A 23,405-nucleotide genomic window follows, 5' to 3' on the forward strand; every position below is an offset into this window, starting at 1 on the left:
GTGGTGGTGACCGAGGCGTCGACGCTGGACGGCGCCGGTCACGCGGCGGTGCGCGACCTCGCGGCCGACGCCCCGATCCACGTTGCCGCTCCCGACGGCACGGTCCTCGGCACGGTGACCCAGTGAGCCCCGTGCAGGACCCGCAGGCGCGGCCGTACCGGGCCGGTTTCGGCTGTTTCGTCGGTCGGCCCAACGCGGGCAAGTCGACGCTGACCAACGCCATCGTCGGCACCAAGATCGCGATCACCTCGAACAAGCCGCAGACCACCCGGCACGTCATCCGGGCCGTGCTGCACCGCCCGGAGTCGCAGCTGGTCCTGGTCGACACCCCGGGCCTGCACCGCCCTCGGACGCTGCTCGGCGAGCGCCTCAACGACCTGGTCCGGTCCACCTGGACGGAGGTCGACGTGATCGGCCTGTGCATCCCGGCGGACGAGCCCGTCGGGCGCGGCGACCGGTTCATCACCGGCGAGCTGGCCGAGTTGAAGGCGACGGTCCTGGCGGTGGTCACCAAGACCGACCTGGTCGACAAGCGTCGCCTGGCGGAGCAGTTGCTCGCGGTGAGCCAGCTGGGGGAGTTCGCCGAGATCGTGCCGGTGAGCGCGGTGGCCGGGCACCAGGTGGACACTCTGGTCGACGTGATGACCAAATACCTGCCGCCGTCGCCGCAGCTCTACCCGGACGACATGCTGACCGACGACCCCGAGCAGGTTCTCGTCGCGGAGCTGATCCGGGAGGCCGCCCTGGAGGGGGTCCGTGACGAGTTGCCGCACTCCATCGCCGTGGTCGTCGAGGAGATGATCCCCGAGGGTCAGGTCATGAAGATCTACGCCGACCTGTACGTGGAGCGGCCCAGCCAGAAGGCCATCGTGCTCGGCCACAAGGCGAGCCGGCTCAAGGAGGTCGGCACGACCGCCCGCAAGCAGATCGAGGAACTGCTGGGCAGCCGGGTCTATCTCGACCTGCACGTACGCGTCGCAAAGGACTGGCAGCGCGACCCGAAGCAGCTGCGCAAGCTGGGTTTCTGAGCCACCACACCGGCCGGCCGGCCGATCGGGCCGGCCGGCGCGGGTACGGCTGTCGTCGTACCCCATGATCTTCTTCGGTCAGCTGGGTGGAAAGATTCACGTTTGGTCGGGGGTGCTGTCCGTTTCGCGCGGGCACCGCGCAGGGTAGGGGAACTACGCCAAGCGTCCCCGACCGAGATGCAGGCTGATGCGCAACAGGTACCTCGATCTGCTCCGTTTCCTGGCCATCGTCCGAGTGGTCGTCTACCACGTCACAGGGTGGGCGACCCTCACCCTCGTCTTCCCTGCCATGTCGGTGATGTTCGCGCTGGCCGGTTCGTTGATGGCCGCGTCGCTCACCCGCTCCGGGCCGGCGGCGGTCGGGCGTCGACTGCGTCGGCTGCTGCCGTCGCTGTGGGTGCTCGCGGCGGTCTTCGTACCGGCCATGCTGCTCAGCGGGTTGCCGGTGAGCCCTCGGGTGCTGCTGTGGCTGTTCCCGATCGCCGACCCACCGGCCAACGACTGGGGCGCCCTGGCCCTGAGCATCATCTGGTACCTACGCGACTACCTGTGGTTCGTGCTCGCCTCACCTGTCGCGTTCTGGCTCTTCCGGCGTGCCCCGCTGCCCACCCTGCTCGCCCCGTACCTCCTCCTGGTGGCGATCGAGGCGGGGATCTACCCGGCGCCACCGGTGCTGCGCGAGTTCGGGCTGTACTTCGGGGCGTGGATGCTGGGCTTCGCCCACCACGCCGGGATGCTGCGCCGGCTCTCCGGCCGGGTGCTGTACCCGGTGGCGCTCACCCTCGCGGTGGGCGGCGGCGCCTGGATCGTCGGGCATCCCGGGCCACGCGGGTACGACCTGAACGACAACCACCTGGGCAACGCCCTCTGGTCGGCCGCGTTCATCCTGATCGTCCTGGGTCGGGCTCCCTCCGGCGTGGCGTGGCTGAGCCGAAGCCAGCTGGCCGACCGGGCGGTGACAGTGGTCAATCGGAGGGCGCTCACAGTCTATCTCTGGCACATGCCGTTCGTGGTGGCGCTCACTCCGCTGGTCGACGTGGTGGGTTGGTCCCACCAGGATCCGCTGGGGTTGGCCATCCGGGTGTTGCTGGTCTTCGCGCTGGTCGGGTTGGTCACCCTCGCCGTCGGCTGGGTCGAGGACGTCGCCGCCCGTCGCCGCCCGGAGTTGATCCCCGGTGGCCCGAGGCGGCCGGTCGAGGCGGCCGACCCCGACGGTGCCGAGCCCCGCGCCCGGTCCGGTGCGGAGCCGCGCGCCCGGGTCCTCGACCCGGCCGTGGTGCCGGCTCCGCGGTCGCCCGGGACGCCGGCCGCCGTCGACGTCAACGCTGGCTGATCGTCACGTTTCCGCTGCCGGCCGAACCGTCGAGCACCAGGGACGCGGCCGGGTCGTCGGCGACGGTGACCCGCGCGTCACCGGAGCCCGCGCCGGAGCGCACCCGGTAGCTGCCCGGCGGCACCAGCAACATCACGTCGCCGCTGGATGCGTGCGCCCGCGCCGCAGCCGGTTTGTCCAGCTCGACTGTGACATTGCCGGAGCCGGCCTCGGCATCCGTCGTGCCACCGAGCCGCCGGGCGGTGATGTCACCGGACCCGGCGCGCAGGCGGACGGCCCCGCTGACCTCGCTCACGTCGATGTTGCCGGAGCCGGTCTCCACCTCGACCTTGCCGCTCGCGTCGACGACCCGCACATCGCCCGAACCCAAGCGGAGCTCCACCGCGCCGACCTTGGTCAGCTCGACGTCGCCGGAACCGGACTCGCCCTGAAGGGCCACGCCCTCCGGCACTGTCACCTCGTAGGAGACGCTGCACCGGTCGCCACAGTCGGTGTCCAGCACCAGCTCGCTGCCCTTGATCTCGTACCGGGCCTGGGGCTCGCCACCCTGGTAGCGCACCACCCGCTTGATCCGCGCCTCCGCCGCCGTGCCGGTGCCCCGGACGACCACGTCGCCGGAACCCGGCAGCACCCGGATGCTGGTGATCTGCACCGGCTCGGTGTCGTCGTAATCGAGCCGACGCATGGCCAGGTTGTCACACCCGGCAAGCACGATGAGAGTGGTTGCCAGCCCCAGGGCGACGGGGGCGGTGGCGCGACGACGGAGACCGCCAGTGGTCGGTTGCATTGCCATGACCAGCACGCTACGACCGGTGGAGAGCCGCGCGCATCGGGGTTACTCCGCGCATCCACCCCGAACCAACCCTGATTTCACACCCCGAGGGAGAATGACCCGATGGCCGGGTATCGCCGACAGCTCTACCGCGACGACGCGGTGGTGCTGCGTGTGCAGAAACTCGGCGAGTCCGACCGGATCATCACCCTGCTCACCCGCCGACATGGCCGGCTGCGCGCGGTGGCCCGAGGGGTCCGCCGCACCATGAGCAAGTTCGGCGCCCGGCTGGAACCGTTCGGCCACGTCGACCTCCAGCTCGCCGGCGATCCGAAGGGCAACCACGGCAGCGCGCTGCACACCGTCAGCCAGGTCGAGGGCATCGACCTGTACGGCAAACGGTTCCTGGGGGACTATCCGCGCTACACGGCGGCCAGCGCGATCGCCGAGACCGCCGAACGGTTGACCCCGGTGGAGCGGGAGCCGTCGCTACGGCTGTTCCAGCTCACCCTGGGCGCGCTGAAGGCGCTGTCCCGGGGCGAGCACGCCACCACTCTGGTGCTCGACGCGTACCTGCTGCGGGGGATGGCCCTCGCCGGTTGGGCGCCGGCGCTGATCGCCTGCGCGGTCTGTGGCACCCCGGGTCGGCACCGGGCGTTCTCCGTGCCGGCCGGCGGCGCGGTCTGCCCCGACTGTCGACCACCCGGCGCGGCCCACCCCGCGCCGGCCACCATCGACCTGATGTCCGCGCTGACCACCGGCGACTGGGTGCTCGCCGACGCCACCGACACCGGGGTACGCCGGGAGTGCAGCGGGCTGGTCGCGGCTCACCTGCAGTGGCACCTGGAACGCGCGCTACGCTCGCTGCCGCTGGTCGACCGGGGTCCCTCGGCGGCCGGCGCGGCCTCGCCGCCGGAAGGCGCCGGGGCCGTGGTGCTCCGGCCACGTGGCGACGTCGAGGCCGGGGCGGACGGCGCGAACAGGGAGTGACCGAGTGATCCGATCGAAGAAGGCCAGCCGGCGCGAGCCGACGCCGCCGACCCCACACCCGTCCGGCGCCCGGCCGCCAGCGCTGCCCGCCGGGGCGGTGCCGAAGCACGTGGCGGTGGTGATGGACGGCAACGGTCGGTGGGCCAAGGACCGCGGGCTGCCCCGCACCAAGGGGCACGAGGCGGGGGAGCACAGCCTCTTCGACACCATCGAGGGCGCCATCGAGATGGGCATCCCGTACCTGTCGGCGTACGCGTTCTCCACCGAGAACTGGCGGCGCTCGCCGGACGAGGTCCGGTTCCTGATGGGGTTCAACCGGGACGTCATCCGTCGTCGCCGCGACCAGTTGGTCGACCTCGGCGTCCGGGTGGTCTGGTCGGGCCGACCCGGGCGGTTGTGGAAGAGCGTCATCTCCGAGTTGCAGACCGCCGAGGAGATGTCCCAGGGCAACTCGACGCTGACCCTGCAGTTCTGCGTGAACTACGGCGGGCAGGCCGAGATCGGCGACGCCGCCGCAGCGATCGCCCGGGACGTGGCGGCCGGTCGACTGGACCCGGCGAAGGTCACCGAGAAGACCGTCGCGAAGTACCTCTACCACCCGGAGATCCCGGAGGTGGACCTGTTCCTGCGCCCCTCCGGGGAGGAGCGGATCTCCAACTTCCTGCTCTGGCAGACCGCGTACGCCGAGTTGGTCTTCCTGGACACGCTCTGGCCGGACTTCGACCGCCGCCACCTCTGGTACGCGTGCGAGCTGTTCGCGCAGCGGGACCGCCGCTTCGGCGGGGCGCTGCCCAACCCGGTCGCCCCCGTTCTGAGCTGAGACGCTTACCCGCACGTCACTCTGGGTATCAGAGACGTCAGAAGCCACTGACGGAGGTGAACCCACATGATCCAGAAGCGCATTGCCCAGTGGGCGGTGATGGCGGTCGCTGTGCCACTCGCGGCTGCCGGTGCCCGTCGACTCAGCCACACCCTGGAGGCCCGCCGTGGTCCCTCCGGAGCGACCCGGCTCCTGACCAAGGGCGCCGACCTGATCCGCCCCGAGAAGGCCAAGCGCCGCCGTTTCTTCTGATCCCGATCCCCCCGGCGCCGCCCGCGATCCTGCGGGCGGTGCCGTGCCACGCCAGCTCCACCGCCCCATGATCGGCGCGCCCAGGCGTTGAGGATCGTCGTGGGGTGGGGGAGGGGGCGGTGGGTGGGAGGGTGGGTGGGTGGATTTCGCCGGGTGCTGGGGATTGGCGGCGGGTAGGGTCCGGAGAGGGCGGGCCGACGGCGGTTGGAGTGCGCATGAGGGATCTCCGGTTCAAGATGATCATGGCGTTGAACGCGGCCGATCTGGGTGACCCCATCTGCGAGCAGGTGGCCGACATCTGTGCCGAGATCGCCGAGCAGCACTGCGCCGAGTTCGGCCACACACCGCAACTCCGGACCGGCGAGATCGCCGAACTGGCCACCGGAGAACCGGCCCTGACCTGGGCGCCGTCGACCCCCGACGCCGGGCAGCGTGCCTGGTGACCGCACCGGCCCCCGCAGTAGACATCCGTCGCGCCGACGACCGCTTCGCCACCCGGATCTCCTGGCTGGACTCGAAGCACTCGTTCTCGTTCTCCCGGCACTACGACCCGGCCAACACCCACCACGGTCTGCTGCTGGTCAACAACGACGACGTGGTCCGACCGGGCGCCGGCTTCGAGACCCACCCGCACGAGGACATGGAAATCGTCACCTGGGTGCTCCGTGGCTCCCTGGTGCACCAGGACTCCACCGGGCACTCCGGGGTGATCTATCCGGGGCTGGCGCAGCGGATGAGCGCCGGCACCGGCATCCTGCACTCCGAGAAGAACGACGCCTGGCGGCTCAACAACCAGGAGCCGCACAGCGATCCGGTGCACTTCGTGCAGATGTGGGTGCTCCCCGACGAGCAGGGCGTCGACCCAGGCTACGAGCAGTTGGAGATCGAGGACGAGCTGCTCCGCGGCGGCCTGGTGCCGATCGCCTCCGGGATGGACCGCTACGACGGTGCGTCGGCGATCCGGATCCGCAACCGGTACGCGACGCTGCACGCCGCCCGACTCGCCCCCGGCGACGAGGTCACCATCCCCGACGCGCCCTTCGTGCACCTTTACGTGCCCGACGGCACCGTCACCCTGGAGGGCAGCGGGCCACTCGGCACCGGCGACGCGGCCCGGCTGACCATGACCGGCGGCCGACGGGTCACCGCCGACGAACCGGCCGAGATCCTCGTCTGGGAAATGCACGCGACGATCAACTGACGGGCGGCCGCGCATCCGCCGTTCGCCCTGCTGCGCCGTCTTTCATGATCGTGCTCGAACATGGATGTAGTGGCCTCCCTTCATCGGGAGGCCACTACATCAGGGATCGAGCACGGCCGTGGGCCGTGGGCCGTGGGTTTGTTACGCGGGGGACTCGGTGCGGTCGGCGGCCCAGGTGGTGTGGAACGAGCCGTCCCGGTCCACCCGCTGGTAGGTGTGCGCGCCGAAGTTGTCCCGCAGGCCCTGGATCAGCGCGGCGGGCAGCCGCTCGGCGCGCAGCGCGTCGAAGTACGCCAGCGACGACGAGAACGCGGGCGTCGGCACACCGGCCCGGGTCGCGTCGCCCACCACCCGTCGCCAACTCGGCACACCGGCCGCGACGGCGTCGGCGAAGTACGGTGCGACCAGCAGCGTCGGCAGGTCGGGCTGCTGGTCGTACGCCTCGCGGATGCGGTCGAGGAAGCGTGCCCGGATGATGCAGCCGCCCCGCCAGATCGTCGCCGTGCCGCCGAGGTCGATGTCCCAGTCGTACTCCTGGCTGCCGGCCCGGATGTGGTCGAAGCCCTGCGCGTACGCGACGATCTTGGAAGCGAGCAGCGCCCGACGGACGTCCTCGACGAACGCCTCCCGGTCGGTGACCTGCCACTTCTCACCCGCGTCGGGGAATGCCCGGCGGGCCGCCTCGCGCTGCCGCCTGCGCGAACTCCACGAAGTCCTCGTCAGCCATTCGACCGGGCCAGTGACGCGAACCTCTTGGCGCCGCTTCTGACGAGATCGGCCGGCAGTCTCGTCCCCCAGTTTGGGTTGGCGGCGATCTCGATCGCCTCGTCCACGGACAGGGCGGGCGGTGCCGGCGAGGTGCCCTTGCCCTCCCAGAACAGGCAGGTGGAGATCATCAGATCGATCTGGAGGCCATCGCGGTGGTAGACCGTGACCATCTTGTTCTGCACGCAGTTGTCGGGAATCTCGGTCAGCTCCACCGTGCCCGGTGCCGGGTTGTCACCGAGGCGGTCCTGGTAGATGGAGAGCCGCAGCATGCCCGGCCCTTCGCCTCGGTCGAGGTGGATCTGGATGTACGGCATGCCGGCACCTGCGCCGCTGCTCTGAAGGCTCGCGTACCCGCTGGTCTTCCCTTGAGGCAGAAGCCGGGTCAACAGTTCCAGCGCGCCCTCCGGTGTGGTGGTCAGCAGCTCACCGGCCGGCCCCGCCCCGATCCGCACGGTGTCGATGACCCTGGTCGAGGGGGTCGGCGACACGGACAGATGTGGCGCTCCTGCCGGATTTCCTCCCCTGCCGTCCACGAACCCGCCCGGGGCGTCGTCTGGCACCCCGGGCGGAGACGGCGTGGCCGAGTCGACCACCCCACCCAGCGAACCCACGTTCATCCCGCCGGTCTGACTGGCGCCATCCGCACCGACACCGAGCGGCCCGACGGCCAGACCGATCACTACCAGCATCACCATCGCCGATCCGCCAGCGCCGAACTGCGCCAGGCGGCGCCGGCGGCGCAGTCGGCGGCCCTGCGCCACTGACCGCTCGATCAGGTCACCCAACGGTGGGGCGGGGTGCTGGGCCAGATCGTCCCTGAAACGTCCACGGACGTCACCCATGTCCCGTACCCCTCCTCGGCCGGGTGCCCTGCGTGGCAACCCGTCTCCTACCTGACGGGTTGGCCGGCCAGTTTGGTTACCGTCTTTCGACACGAATTTCCAGCCGCCGCCCGCAGGCCGACGCGGCACTCGCCGCGCGTGTGTGGCCGTCTCCGGAGAGTCATATGTCCTTGCCGGGAGGACCGCTGCGGACGGGTGAGCCCGTGGTAGGCGCACACCTCGGCGAAGCCCATGCGTCGGTCGACCGGCTGGCCTGCCGTACCCGACGTTTGGGGTTGTCAGCCATGCTGGAGCCGGAAGCCCAGGCCGGCACCACACGAGGGGGACTCGTGCGCAAACCAGCCAAGACAGCCGCCCTTCTTGTCGGACTCGGCGTCGGCGCCGCCGCCGGTCCGTCCCTCGGACCGGCCGCAGCCTGGTCTGGTATCGCTATCGCCGCGCTCGGGGTTGCGCTCTTCCTGCTGGGCAGGAGGGAGTCCGATCTCGTCGGAGACGGCGGGATCGACGACGAGGAGGAATCTGAGATGCCCGACGACGGTGCGGCCACGGCCGTGGAGCGACGACCCCGCATCCGGCAGCGATCAACCTTCGCCCACCTCGGCCCCCACGTGGAACAGATCCTCAGGCTCGCCGAGGAACAGGCCAGCACCATCGTCGAAGACGCGCGGCTCGAATCCGAGAGGCTCCTGGCCGCCGCCCGACGGGAGGCCGACGCATACCCGAACCTTGCGCGGGAGCAGACAGCCGGATTCACCGGAGCCCACCAGGACCTGTCTCCGATACCGCCTACCCAGGCTCCGCCTTCGGGCGAGGACCCAGGCTAGGGCCGCGCGCGTCGCCAAGACGGTCCTGCGATCTCCGGCGGTATGGTCAGCGACGGAATCATGGCGTGCCAGGTGGCGTGCCAGGCGCTGGGAGGACGCGCCAAGGTGGCGCACACCTCGCCCGCCAACTCCTCGGGGCTGCGGCCACGCCACGGGGTGTCGACGAACACCTGGTAGTCGCCGTTGAACTCGAGGGCGACCCGGAACAGCTCCTGATCGCGGTAATCGTTGGCGACCCAGCTGGGTCGGAGGTTGTAGGTGAGCAACCGTTCCCGGTCCATGTCGGTCAGGACACGTCGTCCGGCCGACCTCTCGGGCGTTTCCCACGAATGATCTGCGGCCACCCGTGCGACCTCCGCGTCGTACTCGGCGGCGGCGAAGGAGACGCCCCGCATCATGGGCACCTCGATCGACCAGTCCCAGTGGACCCGGTCACCGTCACGCGTGATGGTGACGTCTGTGGATCCACAGCCATACACACCGCAATCGCAGCGCGCGATCGGAACGGTGCGTGGCTGGGAGACGGCCACCAGACGATTGGTCGGAACCAGGACCTCGTACGGGTCCATCCCGAGGCCTGCTCCGGCAGCTGTCATCTCCGTGCCGTTGACGTAGACCTGCACGTGGAAATCGCCGCCTGCGCGGGGCGTCGGCGACACCTCCAGATGGAGAGAGTCGACTCCGGCCCGGCGGGCGACTCCCCCACCTGGTACAAGGGCGAAACCGGGAGGAACAGTGCTCGGGAATGGGATCTTCAGCTCCTGAAGCGATGTGGTGACAAGTTCGCGGATATCCCAGGAAGAGTCGTTCACCGAAGCACCGGCGAGTTCGCGCAACGTCGGAGAGTCCAGCCCGTCGACCAACGCTTGGCAGGCAGCCTGGATCAGATCCTCCGAGCCGCGCCCGGTCTCGGCGTCCCACCGTGCCACAACGTCGTACAGTCGCTGCTCCGCAGACCCGCCGCCATCCTCACTCACGCCAGCCATCATCCACAGCCCTCGAAAGGACCGCACCACGGTTTCTCTTGATCCCGCACGAGCAGATATCGGCTGGCGCGGACTGTGGCCGTAGGCCATGGTCTGGGGGTGATCGTCATCCAGCGGGTACGTGTGCGATGGAGCGCGTCCAGCCGCGGTGCTCACCATGCCAACGCCCGCCGGGGGCTCAACCGCCCGGTGATGCTTCCCGCGCCGCCGCCGACAGGCGATGTCGTGGTTCACGACGTCCTGGCTGACGAGGCCGACAACTACTCGCTCCGCACCGACGTGCTGACCGGTGGCGTGAGCATGGCCCGCAGCCTGGGTCTGTGGCTCGCCTTCGAGGGCTCGGCGGTGACCGTCGAGCGTCTGCCCGGCAGGGCGGCGTTTCCCCGCGCGGGAGTATCGACCCGCCTGTTCACCCTCGCCGACGGGCAGGTTGGCCGGTACGAGGCCAATTTCCGGCTCCGGTTCACCGACTGCGCGTGCGACCCCAGCTGGTACTACGAGGACTGGGTGGTCCATGTCAGCAACGGCGATGCTGCTGGCGATCGGTTCCTGCGCGGCGAACCGGACCGCGTTGTCGACCACCGTGTCCATCTCTACGGTGGCCGCTCCGCGCGCCGACGTAACCGTTAGCGAGCGCTCGGGCCAGAACCCCACACGCCTCATCAGCGCAGTGTCAGGCCCGGTTCAGCACCCCTCAGGCAGACCGCTGTGCGGTGTCGCCGCCGCGGAGGCGGTCCAACTCGGCGAGGTACATCGCCTGTAGGCGCTCATTGTGGCGGACGAGCAGCGTGACCTCCTCGACGCTGTAGCCCTCGATGAGCCGCTCCGCCCGCTCGGCGAACGGCTCGTACGGTCGCTTCAACTCGGCGATCCGCTCCGGCCGCAGGGTGACGATCACCCGCCGCCGGTCCGCCGGATCGCGCTCGGCCGTCACGTAGCCCGCCTGCTGGAGCCGGCGGAGCATGCTGGTCACCGCCCCGGTGGTGAGGTTGGTCCGTTCGGCGACCTGCCCGGCGGTGGCTGATCCGGCGTCCGCCAGGTAGTCCAGGCATTCCAGGTCGCTCACGGTGAGGCCCAGCCGCTCGGCGATGGCGTACCGGAACACCATGGACAGCCGCGACGTCTCCCGCCCGGCGCGCATGAGGTCGGCGATCGCGGACGCACGGGCCAGCTCGTGGGGCATGCCCGCAATCATGCCTCCGGCACGGTGACCCGGTGCAGCCGAGGTAACAGCCGGGTCAGCACCCAGTGCGGTGCTGTTGCACCCCCGGTCAGGCGGCGCATCAGCCCGGCGGCGGTGTCGACGGCGCGGAAGGCGTAGGGCACCATCTCGTCCTGATAGCCGGCGATCGCCTCCTCCACCGGCGTGCCGCTCGTCCGAGCCTGGACCAGCCTGCGGCCGAGCAGGGCGGCGTCGCGGAGTGCCGTGTTGCCGCCATGAGCGCCGAACGGCGGCATGACGTGCACGGCGTCACCCATCATCGTCGCCCGGGGCACCGCCCACCGGCGCGGGCGCCGGCCGGTGGCGAAGAGGTTGAGCACCGTGGCGTCCAGCTCGGCCGTGCCGACCAGCCGCCGGATGACCGGGTGGAAGTCCGCACTCATCCGGGAGGCCAGTCTCCACAACGCCAGCAGGTCCCCTCGTACACCGAGGGGCACCTCCTCCTGCCGGAGCAGCAGTCCCCACATGACGTAGTCGTAGCCGGTGGGCGCATAGCTGCCCGGGGCCAGGCGCGCGAACGCCTCCGGCGGGCTCTCGCCGAACCGCATGGAGGTGAAGAAGAAGGCGCGGCCTGGTCGGTCGGCGATGGCTAGGACCCCACTGGTACGCAGCGCGTCCGGGATGACGCTCTCGCCGTTCCGCAGCAGGGGCGACCGACCGTAGATGCCCGCCATCGGGGTGTTCGTCGGGTCCGCGTCCGGCATGAGCTGCGCGCGCAGTGCCGAGCCGACGCCGTCAGCGCCCACGACGACGGTTGCCGCGGCGGCCCCGCCGTCGGAGAACCGCAGCCGCAGCCCTGCCGGGCCGCCGCTCTCCACCGCGACGGCGTCCTTGCCGTAGTGGATGCGCCCGTTCAGCCCGGACTGCAGGATCGACCGCAGGGTCAGCCGGTCGACCTGGCGGGTCGCGTGTGGCTCGTCCTTGAAGGTGATGGTGAACGCGTCCCGCAGCCGGCTGTCGGTGAAGCGTAGGTGCCCGCCGGGCTCGTCGCCGGTGGTCAGCGCCAGGTTGTACAGCTGGCGAGGCAGGCTCTCGCGCAGCGCCTCCAGCCCGTACCGGTCGAGGATGATCCGGTAGCCCTGCCGCCGGACGAAGGGGCCCGGGTCCCGCTCGTAGACGTGCACGTCGATGCCGGCGCGCATCAGGTACTGGGCGAGGCAGAGGCCGGAGAGGCCGGCGCCGGCGATTGCCACCGTGAAGTCAGTCGATGTGCCCATGCATTTATCTTAATGACTAAGATGATTTGGGCAAGACCGCCCGCCTCCGTCCGTCAAGGCGGGGAATGGGCAGCGGGCTAGCCGTCGTCGCGGGTGCGTACCGCGATGCGGATGGTGGTGCCGTGGGGTCCGCTGCCGACAAACAGGTAGTCGGTCATCTGCCCGACGACCCACAGGCCCATTCCTCCGGTGCCGGACAGAGGCGGTCGCTCGACGCGCGCAACGTAGTGAGCGGCATCGAACCCCGGCCCCTGGTCGGTCACTTCACAGGTGAGTTGGCCGTCGAGGAGCAGGCGGATGGCACCCTTGCCGCCCCCGTGCCGAATCACGTTGATCAACAATTCGTTGACCGCTGTCACCCAGTCCTCGATCTCGTCCTGGTCGAGGCCACACCGCCGACTGACGGTCTCGACCTCGTTGCGAACGCGGGCGAGGTCCGTGAGGGCGAACGACGTCGAGAAGAGGGGCCTCCCAGCGGTCGGCGCATGATGGTCGCGAGGTGGGACCGCCACCGCTCCCCCTCTCTGTCCGGACGTGAACTCCGGCGACCTGCTGGTCGCGCGTCAGAGTGCGCCCCCCGTGAAGGGTTCACCGGACGACGAAGGCATCAATGTGACATGGGAACGTACCCCACGTTGAGGACGCGACACTGTCGATCTCCTTCCTGGCGCGCCGTCGGCGACGTGCCGGCGTCTAGGCTGCCTGGGTGAGTGGTGCCGAGATGGTGACGAACGAGGAGCGGCTGCGCCGCATCGAGGCGATCACCGACGCCGCGTTGTCGGGGCTGGACATCGCCGAATTGCTCGACGAGCTCCTCGAACGGGTCCGGGACCTGCTCACTGTCGATACCGCCACCATCCTGCTGCTGGAAGGCCACAGCGGCGAACTCGTCGCGACGGCGGCGAAAGGGCTGGAGGAGGAGGTACGCCGGGGCTTCCGCGTCCGGGTCGGGCGCGGCTTCGCCGGCCGGGTGGCGGCGACACGTGCGCCGGTCACGATCTACGACGTCACGCCTGACGACGTGGTCAATCCCATCCTGCTCACCAAGGGTGTACGCGCCCTGCTGGGCGTGCCCATGATCTACAACGGAAACCTCGTCGGCGTGTTGCACGTCGGCTCGTTGACCCTGCGGCGGTTCGGTCCCGACGATGTGCGGCTGCTGCAACTCGTCGCCGATCGTGCCAGCTCGGCAGGCCAGGCCCGAGCGCAGGTCCTCGACAGGCAGGCTGCGCTTGCCCTGCAACGCAGCCTCCTGCCCGCCCAGCTACCCGACATTCCCGGTCTGGACCTGGCCGCCCGGTACGCACCCGGTCACGACCTGGGCATCGGCGGCGACTGGTACGACGTGTTCGTGTTGCCCTCGGGCTGGCTGGGCGCCGTCATCGGCGACGTCTCCGGCCACGGGCTGCCATCCGCCGTCGTCATGGGGCGCATCCGCAGCGCGCTACGCGCCTACGCGCTCGACGCCGACGACCCCGCCGAGGCGCTGACCTCCCTCGACCGCAAGATTCACCACTTCGAGGCCGGCACCCTGACCACCGCCGTCTACGCGCTCATCGCACCCGACCGTACGACGGTCCACCTCTCCTGCGCAGGTCACCTGCCGCCGCTCCTGGTTGCCCCCGGCCAGCCCGCCCAGCTCGTCAACGTGACTGTGGACCGGCCACTCGGTGTGGGCCGCCCGATGATCAGTCGCCGCACCACAGTTCTCGACCTACCGCCCGGCGCGGCGCTCGTCTTCTACACCGACGGGCTCATCGAACGCCGCACTGAACTGATCGACACCGGCATCGAACGCCTCGCCGCCGCCGTGCGGTCCGAGCCGGCCGAGGCACTGTGCGACCACATCATGACCACCACCGCGCCGGAGCACCCCGATGACGACATCGCTCTGCTGGTCATCCGCCGTGCATCACCAACCGACGAAGCGCCGCCGGCAGTCGACCGGTGAACTACCTAGAGACGGATCGACCTGACCGTTCGGGTGCGACCACCTGGTCGAGCCCGGAGGTCACGCGCCAGTGAACGCCGGCGCCGCACTCATGGGCCGGGGCGGGCATCCGCCAGCCAGGTGGTGAGCATCCGGTTGGTGACCTCGCCGATTGCCGCCGCCGCTCGTGCCGCCATCGCGGTGAGCTCGCCATGCTGGACGGCGGTGACCGACAGCTCGGGCGGTGGAGTGCGGCGCCACGTGGTTCGCGCGCCGTCCCGGGCGAGGCGGGTCACGTCGGCCTTACCACGTTCGGCCAGGCGAGGGTCCCTGTCGTGGGTGAGAATCAGGGCAGCGCGCAACTGGACATCGACGCTGCGGCCACGCAGAAGGCGGTAGCCGGACCGGCGCAACTCCACCCGGGCGTCGCCGAGCAGCTGCCACAGAAGGCTCGGCGGCAGGGTACCCGCGACGGGCCGCAGCGCGGTGGTCACCTCTCGGACCACCGCTGGCGACGAGTCCCGTAACAGCGGCAGCACCTCCGGCGCGACAATCGCCTCGAGCAGCCGCAGACTTCGTACCGCCTGCGCACGAATCCTGGCGCGCGAGTGGGTCAGCAGCCGCAGCAGCAGCAGCAGCAGGGCATCCGATGCCGAGCCGGTCTCGGCAAGCCCGGCGATCGCACCCAGTGCCGGTTCAGCGGCACCGGTGGCGGTCCGGTAATGCTCCCGGGCGTCGATGCCGAGACGGCGGGCCGTGTCCCGGGCCACCGCCCGAACCAACGGAGCGTCATCGTCCAGGTACGCGGCGACGCCACTGTCCTGACCGACCCGGACCAGCCCGGTCAACGCCACCACCCGCACCTCGGCACGTACCGACCGGGCCAGGCGACGCAGAACGTCATGCCGGCGGGAGCCTGCCATGGCCTACACCGCCGACAAGCCGAAACGGGCTCTCGTCGCGCCGCCATGACAAGCGCGTGGACCGCGTACATCATCTGCTCGACCCGATTATCGTCGCCACGCCCTGGGTGCTGGCCGCGGGAGCCGCCTATCTGGCTCTGCGTGGCGTCACCGGCCGCAGGCAGCACAGAGCGGGGTAGGAGCGATGCGACCCCAGGGCTCTCACCAGGGTGCCGGTACCCGCCGGTCCCGTCGACCGACCAGGCCGCACTCGATTGGCGCGGCATCTCGGCGAGCCGGCCGCCGTCAACGACATGGTCGACACAGCGCATCGACTGTCTAGGATCCCCTGTGTGCCCGGATACCGCGACTTCCAGTCAGGCCTGAGATTTCTGCCGACACTGGCCATCGCTCCCGATGGTGACTCGATCGCCTACGTGGATGACGCCGACGGCCAATTCAATCTCGTCACACAGACACTGTCGACCGGCGACACGCGTCGCCTTACCGCCGGCACCGACACGACAGTCCGCCGGGTGGCATGGCATCCCGGCGGTGAGTGGCTGTTGTTCCTCGCCGACGACAGCGGGGACGAGAACACGCAGCTCCATCGGATCGACGCTGCCGGCGGTAACCCGGTGCCCCTCACCGATGCGCCGGACGTGCAGTATTCGGCCGCCCTTGGCGGACCGTTCTCCCCCGACGGCCGGTCCATCGCCTACTGCGGTAACGACCGGGACCCGGCCGACCAGGATGTGCTGGTGCTCGACCTGTCGACCGATGAGGTACGCCGGGTGTACGCCGGCGGCGGCAGGGCCTGCCCCGGGCACTGGTCCCCTGACGGGTCCCGGCTAACCGTCGCCGAATGGCGGACCACCAACAGCGACCACCTGGTGCATCTCATAACTCTCGACGGTGCCGAACCGCGCTCGTTGACGCCGCACGACGATGTGGCGACCTACTGGTTGGGGCCGTGGCTGAAGGACGGCAGCGGTTTCCTGGTCCTGTCGAATGTCGGTCGGGAGTTCACCGGACTCGCGGTCATGGATGCGGACTCCGGCGCCCTCACCTGGCTGGACACTCCCGACTGGGACGTGGAGGAGGTCGCTCTGTCGGACGACGGCCGGGTCCTGGTCTGGAACGTCAACGTCGACGGCTTCTCCCGACTGCGCGGACGCGACCTCGTCACCGGTGCCGACATCCGCATGCCGGAGTTGCCCCCCGGCGCGGCAACCGGCCTCACCGTGGCCGGCGACGGGCGCTTCGTCGTGCTGCGGCTCTCCACGGCGACCCGACCGTGGAACATCCTCCTGATTGATCTTGAGAGCGGAGAGCTCAGGTGGCTGAGCAACGCTCAGCCGGTGACGGCCGACCCTGCCACCTTCCGCGACCCGACGTTGATCCGTTATCCGGCGCGGGACGGCCGCCAGATCCCCGGTTACCTCTACCGTCCCGAAGGACCGGGGCCAGCAGGTGTCCTGATCTCGATCCACGGCGGTCCGGCCTGGCAGGAGTTGCCCGTCTATATGCATGACGGCTTCTACCAGTACCTCCTGGCCCATGGGATCGGCGTCTTCGCTCCCAACGTGCGGGGTTCTCTTGGTTACGGCCGTACCTACTCCGACCTCGTCAACCGCGACTGGGGCGGCGGTGATCTGACCGACCTCGCCGATGCGGTCGCCTATCTGCGGGCACAGGAGTGGATCGACCCGAATCGCATCGGTGTCATGGGCGCCTCCTACGGGGGCTTCGCCGTGTTGTCGTGTCTGAGCCGGCTGTCGGAGTTGAACTGGGCCGCCGGTGTCGATCTCTACGGACCGAGCAACCTGGTCACCTTGGCCAAAGCCTCGCCGCCGACGTGGCGCTCGTTGGTGGCCGCCGTGATCGGCGACCCGGAAGCCGACGCGGATCGACTGACGGCGCGCTCGCCGGTAACACACGCCGACCGGATCGAGGCGCCCTTGATGGTCATCCAGGGTGCCAACGATCCCCGCGTACCACGGCACGAGAGCGATCAGATCGTCGAGCGACTTCGGTCCCGTGGCGTCGAGGTTCGCTACGAGGTCTTTCCTGACGAAGGCCACGGTCTGCTCCGCCGCGACAACCAGGCGAGGGCCTTCGCGGATGCCGGCGAGTTCCTCATCGAGCACCTCGGCACCTGAAGCCGCCCGGGCCACAACTATCACTGGCCTCGGTCCTGGCTGAGGAAGCGCGACAGCAGTTGCCTGAACTCGTGCGGGTGCTCGGTCGCCGGCACATGCCCGCATCGGTCGAGCACGTGCAGACGGACGTCGGCCAGGTGTTCGAGCAGGGGCTGGGCTGTCGTTGCGAGCGGGGTGACTCGATCCTCCGCGCCGTGAACGAGCAGTACGGGTGCGCTCACCGCTGCCAGCGTCTGCACCGAGAGGGTGAGGTCGTCGTTCCATCGTGCCCTGGGCGGAGGGAACAACGACGCGTATGCGGCTGCCCCCGCTCGCATCGCAGCTGCCCGGGCATCGACGGCCGCGTCGGTCACGAGCGCCTGGTCGAGGACGAGGCGACTCAGCATGTCCCGTGCGCCGAGCGGGCCGGCGGGGGCGCCCCAGATCGCATCGAGCTCGGCGGACAGCGGCGCCCCTGGGGCGCCCATCGTCGAGACCGCCACGACACGGGTGACCTGCTGGGGGCGCGCGGCCGCCAACGCCAGCGCCACGGCGCCGCCCATGGAGTGACCCACCACGGCGTAGCGCTCGATACCGAGAGCGTCCATCAGGCCGGCGGCCTGCTCCGTCCACAGCCGGAGCCCGCCCCGGGAGCCCGCCGGGACAGGTGTGCGGCCGAACCCCGCCTGGTCCGGAGCCACCAGGTGCCAGGTCGCGCCCAGTGCCTGCGCTGTCGTTGCCCAGGCTCCGGACCCGGTCGTGCCGGGTCCGGAGCCGTGCAGCATCAGCACTGCGGGGCCGGTGCCGCCCTCCAGGACGTGGACGGGTGAACCGTCGACCGTGACGGTCCGAAGTGTCGTCACCGGGGCGGACCAGCTGCGTTCATGCCGATGCGGGGCTGACGGACTTCGAGAAGACATCCATCATCGCCCGGCCGAACTGCGGCATGTCGGGCCATCCCCGGCAGGAGACGAGGTTGCCGTCGACGACGTCGGGGGCGTCGATGACGGTCGCGCCCGCGTTCTCCATGTCACCGGTGATCGGGGGGAAGCACGCGGTCTTCCGACCCTTCAGCAGTCCGTACACCGCTGGCACCTGCGCGCCGTGGCACACCAGCGCGATGGGGAGGTTGCGCGCGAAGAAGTGCTCGGTGATGCGCCTGACGTCGGCGTCGACCCGGATCCACTCGGGTGCACGTCCCCCGGGGATGATGAGGGCGTCGTAGCGCTCGACGTCGACGTCGGCCCAGGGCACGTCGACCGGCAGCTTCCGGCCGTCCTTCTCCACATAGGCGTCGGAGTTGGGGTCGAACTCGTGGATGACCAGTTGCACGTCACGCATCGTCCGTGACGAGACGTCGACGTCCCAGCCGCCCTCCTGCACGCGGTAGTAGGGATACATGGTGTCGAGTTCCTCGGCGGCGTCGCCGGTCAGGAGCAGCGCTCTGGGCACCTGCTTCTCCTCGCGTTTGGGACGGGTGGTGTGGATCCAATCCGATCTGATCCGATCGCGTTAGCATCGCCCGACCCCGCTCGCCCGTCAAGCCTCCACCGCCATTCCATTCGCATCGTTGACTTCGTCGAACAATCGGCGGAAACGATCACCCGATCGCAGGATGTGCCGACGCATCGCGTAGGCGGCGGCGTCGGGGTCACGCGCGGCGATCGCGGCCACGACATCCTCGTGCTCGGCCATGGCCAGGTGGGTGACCTGGGTGTCGTGGTGGAGCCGGAAGAGGTGCACGTGGCTGTGCAGGCGAGCGAGCGCTTCACGGATGACCTGGTTCTCCGCGCTCAGGGCGACGAGGTCGTGAAAGGCGGCGTCGCGCAGCCCGAAGGCGCCGTAGGCCGTCGGCCCGTTGCCCCCCTCCAGCTCCGCCATCTCCTCCAGCATTCGTCGCAGACCAGCCACCTGCTCGGAGGATGCGCGTTCGGCGGACCTGCGAGCCGCTGCCGGTTCGAGAAGCAGGCGGACCTCGAGCATGTCCTCGAAGCGGTGACGGGTGATCTGCGGGGGGATCCGGTAGCCGGCATGGGGCACACGCACCACCAGGCCCTCGGCTTCCATGCGGTTCAGGGCGTCTCGGATGGGCGTCTGCGAGACCCCCAGCTCTCGGGCCAGGACGTCGATCGTGACTCGGGAGCCAGGCTCGATCCGTAGCGACATCAGCTGTCCGAGCAGCGTGTCGTACACCTCGTCGGCGAGCCGGCCGCCAGCTCTCCCCGCCGGCGTCCCGCCCGTCGCGGCCCTGCGGCCCCGCGCGGTAATCGCTTCGTCGTCCATCGTGACGTGAGGCCCTTTCTTGCGTGTTCGAGAACCTGTTGACATCAGTCACAACGCTGCGACATGCTGACGCCCCCAACTCGATCGTATAGGAAACCTGGACCGAAGATCTTCTCGGTGCCATGAATACCCGGTACGTCACGGCACCCGTGACGCCGGCCCCGCGGATCGCCCCCGCGACAGCCCGGTAACACGCTTGAACAACCCAGCACCTGCTCGGCGAAGCACCTAGCGAGGCCCTAGAAGTCCGAACCCAGAAAGCAGGCAGGAATATGCGGCGTTTGAAGCGAACAGGACGGACAGCCGGTCCCGGTCGGAAGGTACAGCTGGCGACGGCGGCCATGCTGCTGGTGGCCACGACCATGGCGGCTTGCGGCGATGGCAAGGACGACGGCGACGCGAAGGCGAGCGCCCCGAAGGCACCGGCGACCATCCCGGAGCTCACCAAGGACCCGCTGACCCTCAGCTTCATCTGGTTCGAATGGCCCCCCGCGCAAGCACTGGAAGCCTTTGCGAACGCGGAGTACAAGAAGGAGCGGCCGAACGCGACCATCAAGGTCAACACCGTGCCGAACGCGAACTGGCACGACGCGATGTTCACCCAGTTCGCCGCGCGCAAGACCGACTTCGACATCGCGATCCTGGACTCGCAGCACATCGGCGAGGCGGTGACGAACGGCAACATCCTCGACCTCACCGACTTCGTCAAGAACAACATCGAAGTCAACGCCTACGATCCGTACCTCCTGGCGGCCTACGGCCAGTTCCCCCAGGCAGAGACCGGCAAGCGCGACGAGAGTGCCAGCCTGTACGGACTGCCGCTGCTCGGCGACACCTGGACGATGATCTACCGCAAGGACCTGATCGGCGACAAGCCACCGCAGACCTGGGACGAGATGATCTCAGTCGCCGGTAAGTGCCAGGCGGAGAACCCCGGGGTCAGCGGACTGGCGTTCCACCAGGCCAACGGCTCCGACGCCGCGGCCGTCACCTACAACACGGTCAACGGCGTCTACGGCGGCAACCTCTGGGACTCCAAGGCCCGCAAGATCGACGGCGTCCTCAATGATGCCGCGGGCCAGGAGGCGATGGACGTCCTGGTCAACAAGATGAAGCCGCTGACCGCCAAGGGCTCCGGCAACTGGTTCATCGACGAGGTGAACGCTGCCGTCGCGCAGGGCAAGGCGTGCATCGCGTTCAACTGGATCGCCGCGAGCGGCGGCCTGCTCGATCCGAAGCAGTCGACGCTCGGCACCACACGGGAGCAGATTCTCGACAAGCTGGGTTTTGCCACCCTGCCGAGCCAGAAGACGAACCTGGTCCCCCTCGGCGGTATGGGGATGCACGTGTCGGCCTACTCCGCCGCGGCGAACCAGGCAGAGGCCCTGAACTTCATGAAGTGGTTCGAGCGGGCTGACATCCAGAAGAAGTGGGCCGCGGCTGGTGGCGTGCCATCGCGTACGGACGCGATCCAGTCACCCGAGTTCCTCAACGCCGGGCCGTTCAACAAGGTGTACGCCGACTCGGTTCCGCGGATGCGGGACATGTGGAACGTGCCCGAGTACGCACGCCTCGTCGACATCGAGAACACGAACGTCAACGCGGCTCTCAACGGCGCGAAGAAGCCGAAGGACGCGCTCGACGACATCGCCAAGGAGCAGCAGCGCGTGCTCGACTCGAGCAGCCGTAAGGGCGGCGGCGGACTGTGAGTGGCCCCGCACCTGTCAAGACCGACGACCTCGGGCGGGTGGCGTCTGCGACGTCACCCGCACCGGGTCGGTCCCGCCGGCTGAGTGACCGCTGGCTCGCCGTTGCCTTCGTCTCCCCCGCGCTCCTGCTGTTGCTCGGCATGTCGGTGTTTCCGCTGCTGTGGGCGTTGTATCTGTCTTTCACCGACTACTCCGCCACCCGCGGAGGGCCCGCCAACTTCATCGGGTTCGGGAACTACACCGCCATCCTGACGTCGGCGCAGGTCCACCAGAGAGCCCTGACGACGTTGATCTACGTGGTCGGCGCTGTCGGTCTGCAGACCGTGCTCGGCTTCACCATCGCCTACCTGATCTCACGACGTACGCACGGGCGAGGACTGCTGACCACCGTGTTCCTCATCCCGATGATGCTGTCGCCGGTCGTGGTCGGGCTGTTCTGGCGATTCATGCTCGACGCGCAGTTCGGCGTGGTCAACAGCATGCTCGGCTCGCTGGGTCTGGGGCAGGTGGAGTGGCTCACCCAGCAGCGGACGGCACTGGTCTCCCTGATCGTGGTCGACACCTGGCAGTGGACGCCGTTCATCATGCTCATCGCACTCGCGGGCCTCAGTGCGGTGCCGAAGTACCTGTACGAGGCCGCCTCGATCGACCGGGCGTCCGAGTGGTTCCGGTTCCGCACCATCACCCTTCCGCTGGTGTGGCCGCTGCTGCTCATCGCCGTGATGTTCCGGGGCATCGAAGCCTTCCGGCTGTTCGACCTCGTCTACATCCTCACCAACGGAGGCCCGGGCGTCTCTACCGAGACGTTGTCGTTCCACGTCTACAAGGTCGCGTTCCTGGGCTTCAACACCGGAACCGCCTCGGCGTACGGAATCCTCATGGTCCTCGTCGTCATCGTCCTCTCGCAGTTGTACCTGCGCTACCTGAACAAGCTCAAGGAGGGCTGATGGCCGTCTCCGTCGACGAGGCCGTGTCCACAGGTCCTGCCCCGGATCACACGCCTTCCGCTCGCCGCCGCAGCGGCCGGGGTCGCTCCGTGCTGGAGGTCGCGCTGCTGACCGCGTTGGCCGTCGTGATGCTCTTCCCGGTGCTGTGGATGATCGAGACGTCCATCAAGGACAGCCGGGATGTCTACGCCATTCCGGCGAAGTTCTTCGACTTCAAGGTCACCCTGGACCACTACCGGGACGTGTTCGTCGCCTCCGACAACGGGCGCCAGCCCGTGTCCGTCTCGTTCCTCAACTCCGTCCTGGTCGCCGGGGTCTCCACGGTGCTGGCCACCGTGCTGGGGGTTCCGGCGGCCTGGGCCTACTCACGCCTTGCCGTGAAGGCCAAGAAGGACCAACTGTTCTTCATCCTGTCCACCCGCTTCATGCCGCCCGTCGTGGTCGTGATTCCGATCTTCCTCATGTACCGGGAAGTCGATCTCACCGACACCAAGATCGGCCTGATTCTCATCTACACCGCGTTCAACGTCCCGTTCACGATCTGGATGATGAAGGGGTTCGTCGACGAGGTGCCCGCCGAGTACGAGGATGCCGCCATGCTCGACGGCTACACCCGATTCCAGGCGTTCCGAAAATTCACGCTTCCCCTGCTCGTGCCCGGCATCGCCGCGACGGCGGTCTTCGCACTCATCTTCTCGTGGAACGAGTTCGTGTTCGCCATCTTCCTCACCAACAGCGACAGTGTGCAGACAGCCCCACCCGCCATCGCCGGCCTCATCGGTGGCACCACCACCGACTGGGGTCTCGTGGCCGCCGCCTCGGTGGTGTTTGCCCTACCGGTGCTCGTCTTCGCGTACCTGGTGCGCAAACACCTCATCGCCGGTGTGACGCTCGGGGCGGTGCGACGCTGATGGCGGGCATCGAGGTAACCGGCCTACACAAGCGCTACCCGGACGGCACCGTCGCGGTCGACCACGTGGACCTGTCCATCAAGGACGGCGAGCTGTTCGTGATGCTCGGCCCCTCGGGTTGCGGTAAGACGACCACGCTGCGGGCCATCGCCGGCCTGGAGAGGCAGACGACCGGCGACATCCGCATCGGTGACACGCTGGTCAACGACCTGCCGCCCGCCGAGCGTGACAACGTCGCGGCCCACCGCACCGAACGCGGTGATGTAGGCGACCTTGTCGATCTCACCGCCGGGCGGGTCGCCGCCGCTGTCACCGGTGTCGCCGCAG

25 protein-coding genes and 2 pseudogenes are annotated in these 23,405 nt (G+C 69.2%); 16 read left to right on the forward strand and 11 right to left on the reverse strand.

What is annotated here, in order from left to right; translation table 11 throughout:
- From ACWCO3_RS10880 to ACWCO3_RS10890, 3 genes and pseudogenes are all read left to right on the forward strand, one after another.
- Positions 1 to 126: pseudogene (locus tag ACWCO3_RS10880) on the forward strand (cytidine deaminase); the annotation flags it as partial.
- Between the two features lie 5 nt (positions 127 to 131).
- Complete coding sequence (gene era / locus ACWCO3_RS10885) at positions 132 to 1,028, forward strand: GTPase Era (RefSeq protein WP_145785487.1); 897 nt, start codon at positions 132 to 134, stop codon at positions 1,026 to 1,028.
- Between the two features lie 187 nt (positions 1,029 to 1,215).
- Complete coding sequence (locus ACWCO3_RS10890) at positions 1,216 to 2,361, forward strand: acyltransferase family protein (RefSeq protein ID WP_423436984.1); 1,146 nt, start codon at positions 1,216 to 1,218, stop codon at positions 2,359 to 2,361.
- Here the strand turns inward: ACWCO3_RS10890 and ACWCO3_RS10895 are convergent.
- Positions 2,348 to 3,154: a DUF4097 family beta strand repeat-containing protein gene (locus ACWCO3_RS10895; protein ID WP_357843680.1), complete on the reverse strand. Its 807-nt coding sequence runs from the start codon at positions 3,152 to 3,154 to the stop codon at positions 2,348 to 2,350. The two genes, ACWCO3_RS10890 and ACWCO3_RS10895, sit on opposite strands and share 14 nt — an antisense overlap.
- A gap of 102 nt (positions 3,155 to 3,256) precedes the next feature.
- On the opposite strand from ACWCO3_RS10895, the gene recO reads away from it, so the two are divergent.
- The 5 genes from recO (at position 3,257) to ACWCO3_RS10920 (ending at position 6,396) form a co-directional block, all read left to right on the forward strand.
- Positions 3,257 to 4,123 (forward strand): DNA repair protein RecO, encoded by an 867-nt coding sequence (recO, locus tag ACWCO3_RS10900; RefSeq protein WP_145779420.1) that lies wholly within the window; start codon positions 3,257 to 3,259, stop codon positions 4,121 to 4,123.
- A 4-nt stretch (positions 4,124 to 4,127) separates the two neighbouring features.
- Entirely contained in the window at positions 4,128 to 4,943 is an 816-nt protein-coding gene (locus ACWCO3_RS10905) for an isoprenyl transferase (protein ID WP_145779421.1), read from the forward strand.
- Positions 4,944 to 5,009: 66 nt separating this feature from the next.
- Positions 5,010 to 5,195: a hypothetical protein gene (locus tag ACWCO3_RS10910; RefSeq protein WP_145779422.1), complete on the forward strand. Its 186-nt coding sequence runs from the start codon at positions 5,010 to 5,012 to the stop codon at positions 5,193 to 5,195.
- Positions 5,196 to 5,410: 215 nt separating this feature from the next.
- Positions 5,411 to 5,638: a thioredoxin reductase gene (locus ACWCO3_RS10915; RefSeq protein ID WP_088988091.1), complete on the forward strand. Its 228-nt coding sequence runs from the start codon at positions 5,411 to 5,413 to the stop codon at positions 5,636 to 5,638.
- Positions 5,635 to 6,396 carry a pirin family protein gene (locus ACWCO3_RS10920; protein ID WP_450009620.1) on the forward strand — a complete coding sequence of 254 codons (762 nt, stop codon included), beginning with the start codon at positions 5,635 to 5,637 and terminating at the stop codon, positions 6,394 to 6,396. Before ACWCO3_RS10915 ends, ACWCO3_RS10920 begins: the two co-directional genes overlap by 4 nt.
- A gap of 141 nt (positions 6,397 to 6,537) precedes the next feature.
- Here ACWCO3_RS10920 and ACWCO3_RS10925 read toward each other — a convergent pair.
- Positions 6,538 to 7,092, reverse strand: a pseudogene (locus ACWCO3_RS10925) (NADP-dependent phosphogluconate dehydrogenase); the annotation flags it as partial.
- A gap of 23 nt (positions 7,093 to 7,115) precedes the next feature.
- Positions 7,116 to 8,006, reverse strand: coding sequence for a hypothetical protein (locus ACWCO3_RS10930; RefSeq protein ID WP_450009622.1), 891 nt, complete (start codon positions 8,004 to 8,006; stop codon positions 7,116 to 7,118).
- A 329-nt stretch (positions 8,007 to 8,335) separates the two neighbouring features.
- Between ACWCO3_RS10930 and ACWCO3_RS10935 the strand changes: the two genes are divergently transcribed.
- Positions 8,336 to 8,830 (forward strand): hypothetical protein, encoded by a 495-nt coding sequence (locus ACWCO3_RS10935; protein ID WP_450009623.1) that lies wholly within the window; start codon positions 8,336 to 8,338, stop codon positions 8,828 to 8,830.
- On the opposite strand, the gene ACWCO3_RS10940 is transcribed toward ACWCO3_RS10935, so the two are convergent.
- Positions 8,827 to 9,816: a hypothetical protein gene (locus ACWCO3_RS10940; RefSeq protein ID WP_450009640.1), complete on the reverse strand. Its 990-nt coding sequence runs from the start codon at positions 9,814 to 9,816 to the stop codon at positions 8,827 to 8,829. The two genes, ACWCO3_RS10935 and ACWCO3_RS10940, sit on opposite strands and share 4 nt — an antisense overlap.
- Before the next feature lie 225 nt (positions 9,817 to 10,041).
- Between ACWCO3_RS10940 and ACWCO3_RS10945 the strand changes: the two genes are divergently transcribed.
- Positions 10,042 to 10,446 carry a hypothetical protein gene (locus ACWCO3_RS10945; protein ID WP_450009625.1) on the forward strand — a complete coding sequence of 135 codons (405 nt, stop codon included), beginning with the start codon at positions 10,042 to 10,044 and terminating at the stop codon, positions 10,444 to 10,446.
- A gap of 64 nt (positions 10,447 to 10,510) precedes the next feature.
- Here the strand turns inward: ACWCO3_RS10945 and ACWCO3_RS10950 are convergent, their stop codons facing one another.
- The 3 genes from ACWCO3_RS10950 to ACWCO3_RS10960 form a co-directional block, all read right to left on the reverse strand.
- On the reverse strand, positions 10,511 to 10,999 hold the full coding sequence (locus ACWCO3_RS10950) for a MarR family transcriptional regulator (protein WP_244311635.1): 489 nt from the start codon (positions 10,997 to 10,999) through the stop codon (positions 10,511 to 10,513).
- 8 nt (positions 11,000 to 11,007) lie between these two features.
- Entirely contained in the window at positions 11,008 to 12,255 is a 1,248-nt protein-coding gene (locus tag ACWCO3_RS10955; RefSeq protein WP_145780093.1) for an FAD-dependent oxidoreductase, read from the reverse strand.
- A gap of 77 nt (positions 12,256 to 12,332) precedes the next feature.
- Positions 12,333 to 12,767 carry an ATP-binding protein gene (locus ACWCO3_RS10960; RefSeq protein ID WP_450009628.1) on the reverse strand — a complete coding sequence of 145 codons (435 nt, stop codon included), beginning with the start codon at positions 12,765 to 12,767 and terminating at the stop codon, positions 12,333 to 12,335.
- Between the two features lie 194 nt (positions 12,768 to 12,961).
- On the opposite strand from ACWCO3_RS10960, the gene ACWCO3_RS10965 reads away from it, so the two are divergent.
- Positions 12,962 to 14,206 (forward strand): PP2C family protein-serine/threonine phosphatase, encoded by a 1,245-nt coding sequence (locus ACWCO3_RS10965; RefSeq protein ID WP_145780091.1) that lies wholly within the window; start codon positions 12,962 to 12,964, stop codon positions 14,204 to 14,206.
- Positions 14,207 to 14,295: 89 nt separating this feature from the next.
- Here ACWCO3_RS10965 and ACWCO3_RS10970 read toward each other — a convergent pair whose 3' ends face one another.
- Positions 14,296 to 15,108 (reverse strand): hypothetical protein, encoded by an 813-nt coding sequence (locus ACWCO3_RS10970; RefSeq protein ID WP_450009631.1) that lies wholly within the window; start codon positions 15,106 to 15,108, stop codon positions 14,296 to 14,298.
- 254 nt (positions 15,109 to 15,362) lie between these two features.
- Between ACWCO3_RS10970 and ACWCO3_RS10975 the strand changes: the two genes are divergently transcribed.
- Entirely contained in the window at positions 15,363 to 17,249 is a 1,887-nt protein-coding gene (locus tag ACWCO3_RS10975; protein WP_450009633.1) for a prolyl oligopeptidase family serine peptidase, read from the forward strand.
- 20 nt (positions 17,250 to 17,269) lie between these two features.
- Here ACWCO3_RS10975 and ACWCO3_RS10980 read toward each other — a convergent pair whose 3' ends face one another.
- The 3 genes from ACWCO3_RS10980 to ACWCO3_RS10990 all read right to left on the reverse strand — a co-directional run bounded on the left by ACWCO3_RS10980 (position 17,270) and on the right by ACWCO3_RS10990 (position 19,511).
- On the reverse strand, positions 17,270 to 18,091 hold the full coding sequence (locus ACWCO3_RS10980) for an alpha/beta fold hydrolase (protein ID WP_450009635.1): 822 nt from the start codon (positions 18,089 to 18,091) through the stop codon (positions 17,270 to 17,272).
- 19 nt (positions 18,092 to 18,110) lie between these two features.
- Complete coding sequence (locus ACWCO3_RS10985) at positions 18,111 to 18,680, reverse strand: DJ-1/PfpI family protein (RefSeq protein WP_145780087.1); 570 nt, start codon at positions 18,678 to 18,680, stop codon at positions 18,111 to 18,113.
- A gap of 87 nt (positions 18,681 to 18,767) precedes the next feature.
- The gene (locus tag ACWCO3_RS10990) at positions 18,768 to 19,511 is read right to left on the reverse strand and encodes a GntR family transcriptional regulator (RefSeq protein WP_145780086.1); all 744 of its coding nucleotides are present in this window, start codon (positions 19,509 to 19,511) and stop codon (positions 18,768 to 18,770) included.
- 341 nt (positions 19,512 to 19,852) lie between these two features.
- Between ACWCO3_RS10990 and ACWCO3_RS10995 the strand changes: the two genes are divergently transcribed.
- The 4 genes from ACWCO3_RS10995 to ACWCO3_RS11010 all read left to right on the forward strand — a co-directional run.
- A complete protein-coding gene (locus tag ACWCO3_RS10995; protein ID WP_244311634.1) occupies positions 19,853 to 21,220 on the forward strand; it encodes an extracellular solute-binding protein in 1,368 nt (455 codons plus the stop codon).
- 38 nt (positions 21,221 to 21,258) lie between these two features.
- Positions 21,259 to 22,167, forward strand: coding sequence for a carbohydrate ABC transporter permease (locus tag ACWCO3_RS11000; RefSeq protein ID WP_244311633.1), 909 nt, complete (start codon positions 21,259 to 21,261; stop codon positions 22,165 to 22,167).
- On the forward strand, positions 22,167 to 23,078 hold the full coding sequence (locus ACWCO3_RS11005; protein ID WP_145780083.1) for a carbohydrate ABC transporter permease: 912 nt from the start codon (positions 22,167 to 22,169) through the stop codon (positions 23,076 to 23,078). Before ACWCO3_RS11000 ends, ACWCO3_RS11005 begins: the two co-directional genes overlap by 1 nt.
- Positions 22,964 to 23,405 (forward strand): ATP-binding cassette domain-containing protein (locus tag ACWCO3_RS11010; protein WP_450009642.1); only part of this gene is annotated, 442 nt, incomplete at its 3' end. The genes ACWCO3_RS11005 and ACWCO3_RS11010, both read left to right, overlap by 115 nt.

It is taken from the genome of Micromonospora sp. NPDC002411, from assembly GCF_053592955.1.

Excerpts from the sequence above, each read along its gene's own strand:
- ACWCO3_RS10890 (WP_423436984.1), top strand. The coding sequence starts at position 1,216 with ATGCGCAACAGGTACCTCGATCTGCTCCGTTTCCTGGCCATCGTCCGA.
- ACWCO3_RS10895 (WP_357843680.1), bottom strand. The coding sequence starts at position 3,154 with ATGGCAATGCAACCGACCACTGGCGGTCTCCGTCGTCGCGCCACCGCC.
- recO (WP_145779420.1), top strand. The coding sequence starts at position 3,257 with ATGGCCGGGTATCGCCGACAGCTCTACCGCGACGACGCGGTGGTGCTG.
- ACWCO3_RS10910 (WP_145779422.1), top strand. The coding sequence starts at position 5,010 with ATGATCCAGAAGCGCATTGCCCAGTGGGCGGTGATGGCGGTCGCTGTG.
- ACWCO3_RS10915 (WP_088988091.1), top strand. The coding sequence starts at position 5,411 with ATGAGGGATCTCCGGTTCAAGATGATCATGGCGTTGAACGCGGCCGAT.
- ACWCO3_RS10930 (WP_450009622.1), bottom strand. The coding sequence starts at position 8,006 with ATGGGTGACGTCCGTGGACGTTTCAGGGACGATCTGGCCCAGCACCCC.
- ACWCO3_RS10940 (WP_450009640.1), bottom strand. The coding sequence starts at position 9,816 with ATGGCTGGCGTGAGTGAGGATGGCGGCGGGTCTGCGGAGCAGCGACTG.
- ACWCO3_RS10950 (WP_244311635.1), bottom strand. The coding sequence starts at position 10,999 with ATGCCCCACGAGCTGGCCCGTGCGTCCGCGATCGCCGACCTCATGCGC.
- ACWCO3_RS10955 (WP_145780093.1), bottom strand. The coding sequence starts at position 12,255 with ATGGGCACATCGACTGACTTCACGGTGGCAATCGCCGGCGCCGGCCTC.
- ACWCO3_RS10970 (WP_450009631.1), bottom strand. The coding sequence starts at position 15,108 with ATGGCAGGCTCCCGCCGGCATGACGTTCTGCGTCGCCTGGCCCGGTCG.
- ACWCO3_RS10990 (WP_145780086.1), bottom strand. The coding sequence starts at position 19,511 with ATGGACGACGAAGCGATTACCGCGCGGGGCCGCAGGGCCGCGACGGGC.
- ACWCO3_RS10995 (WP_244311634.1), top strand. The coding sequence starts at position 19,853 with ATGCTGCTGGTGGCCACGACCATGGCGGCTTGCGGCGATGGCAAGGAC.
- ACWCO3_RS11005 (WP_145780083.1), top strand. The coding sequence starts at position 22,167 with ATGGCCGTCTCCGTCGACGAGGCCGTGTCCACAGGTCCTGCCCCGGAT.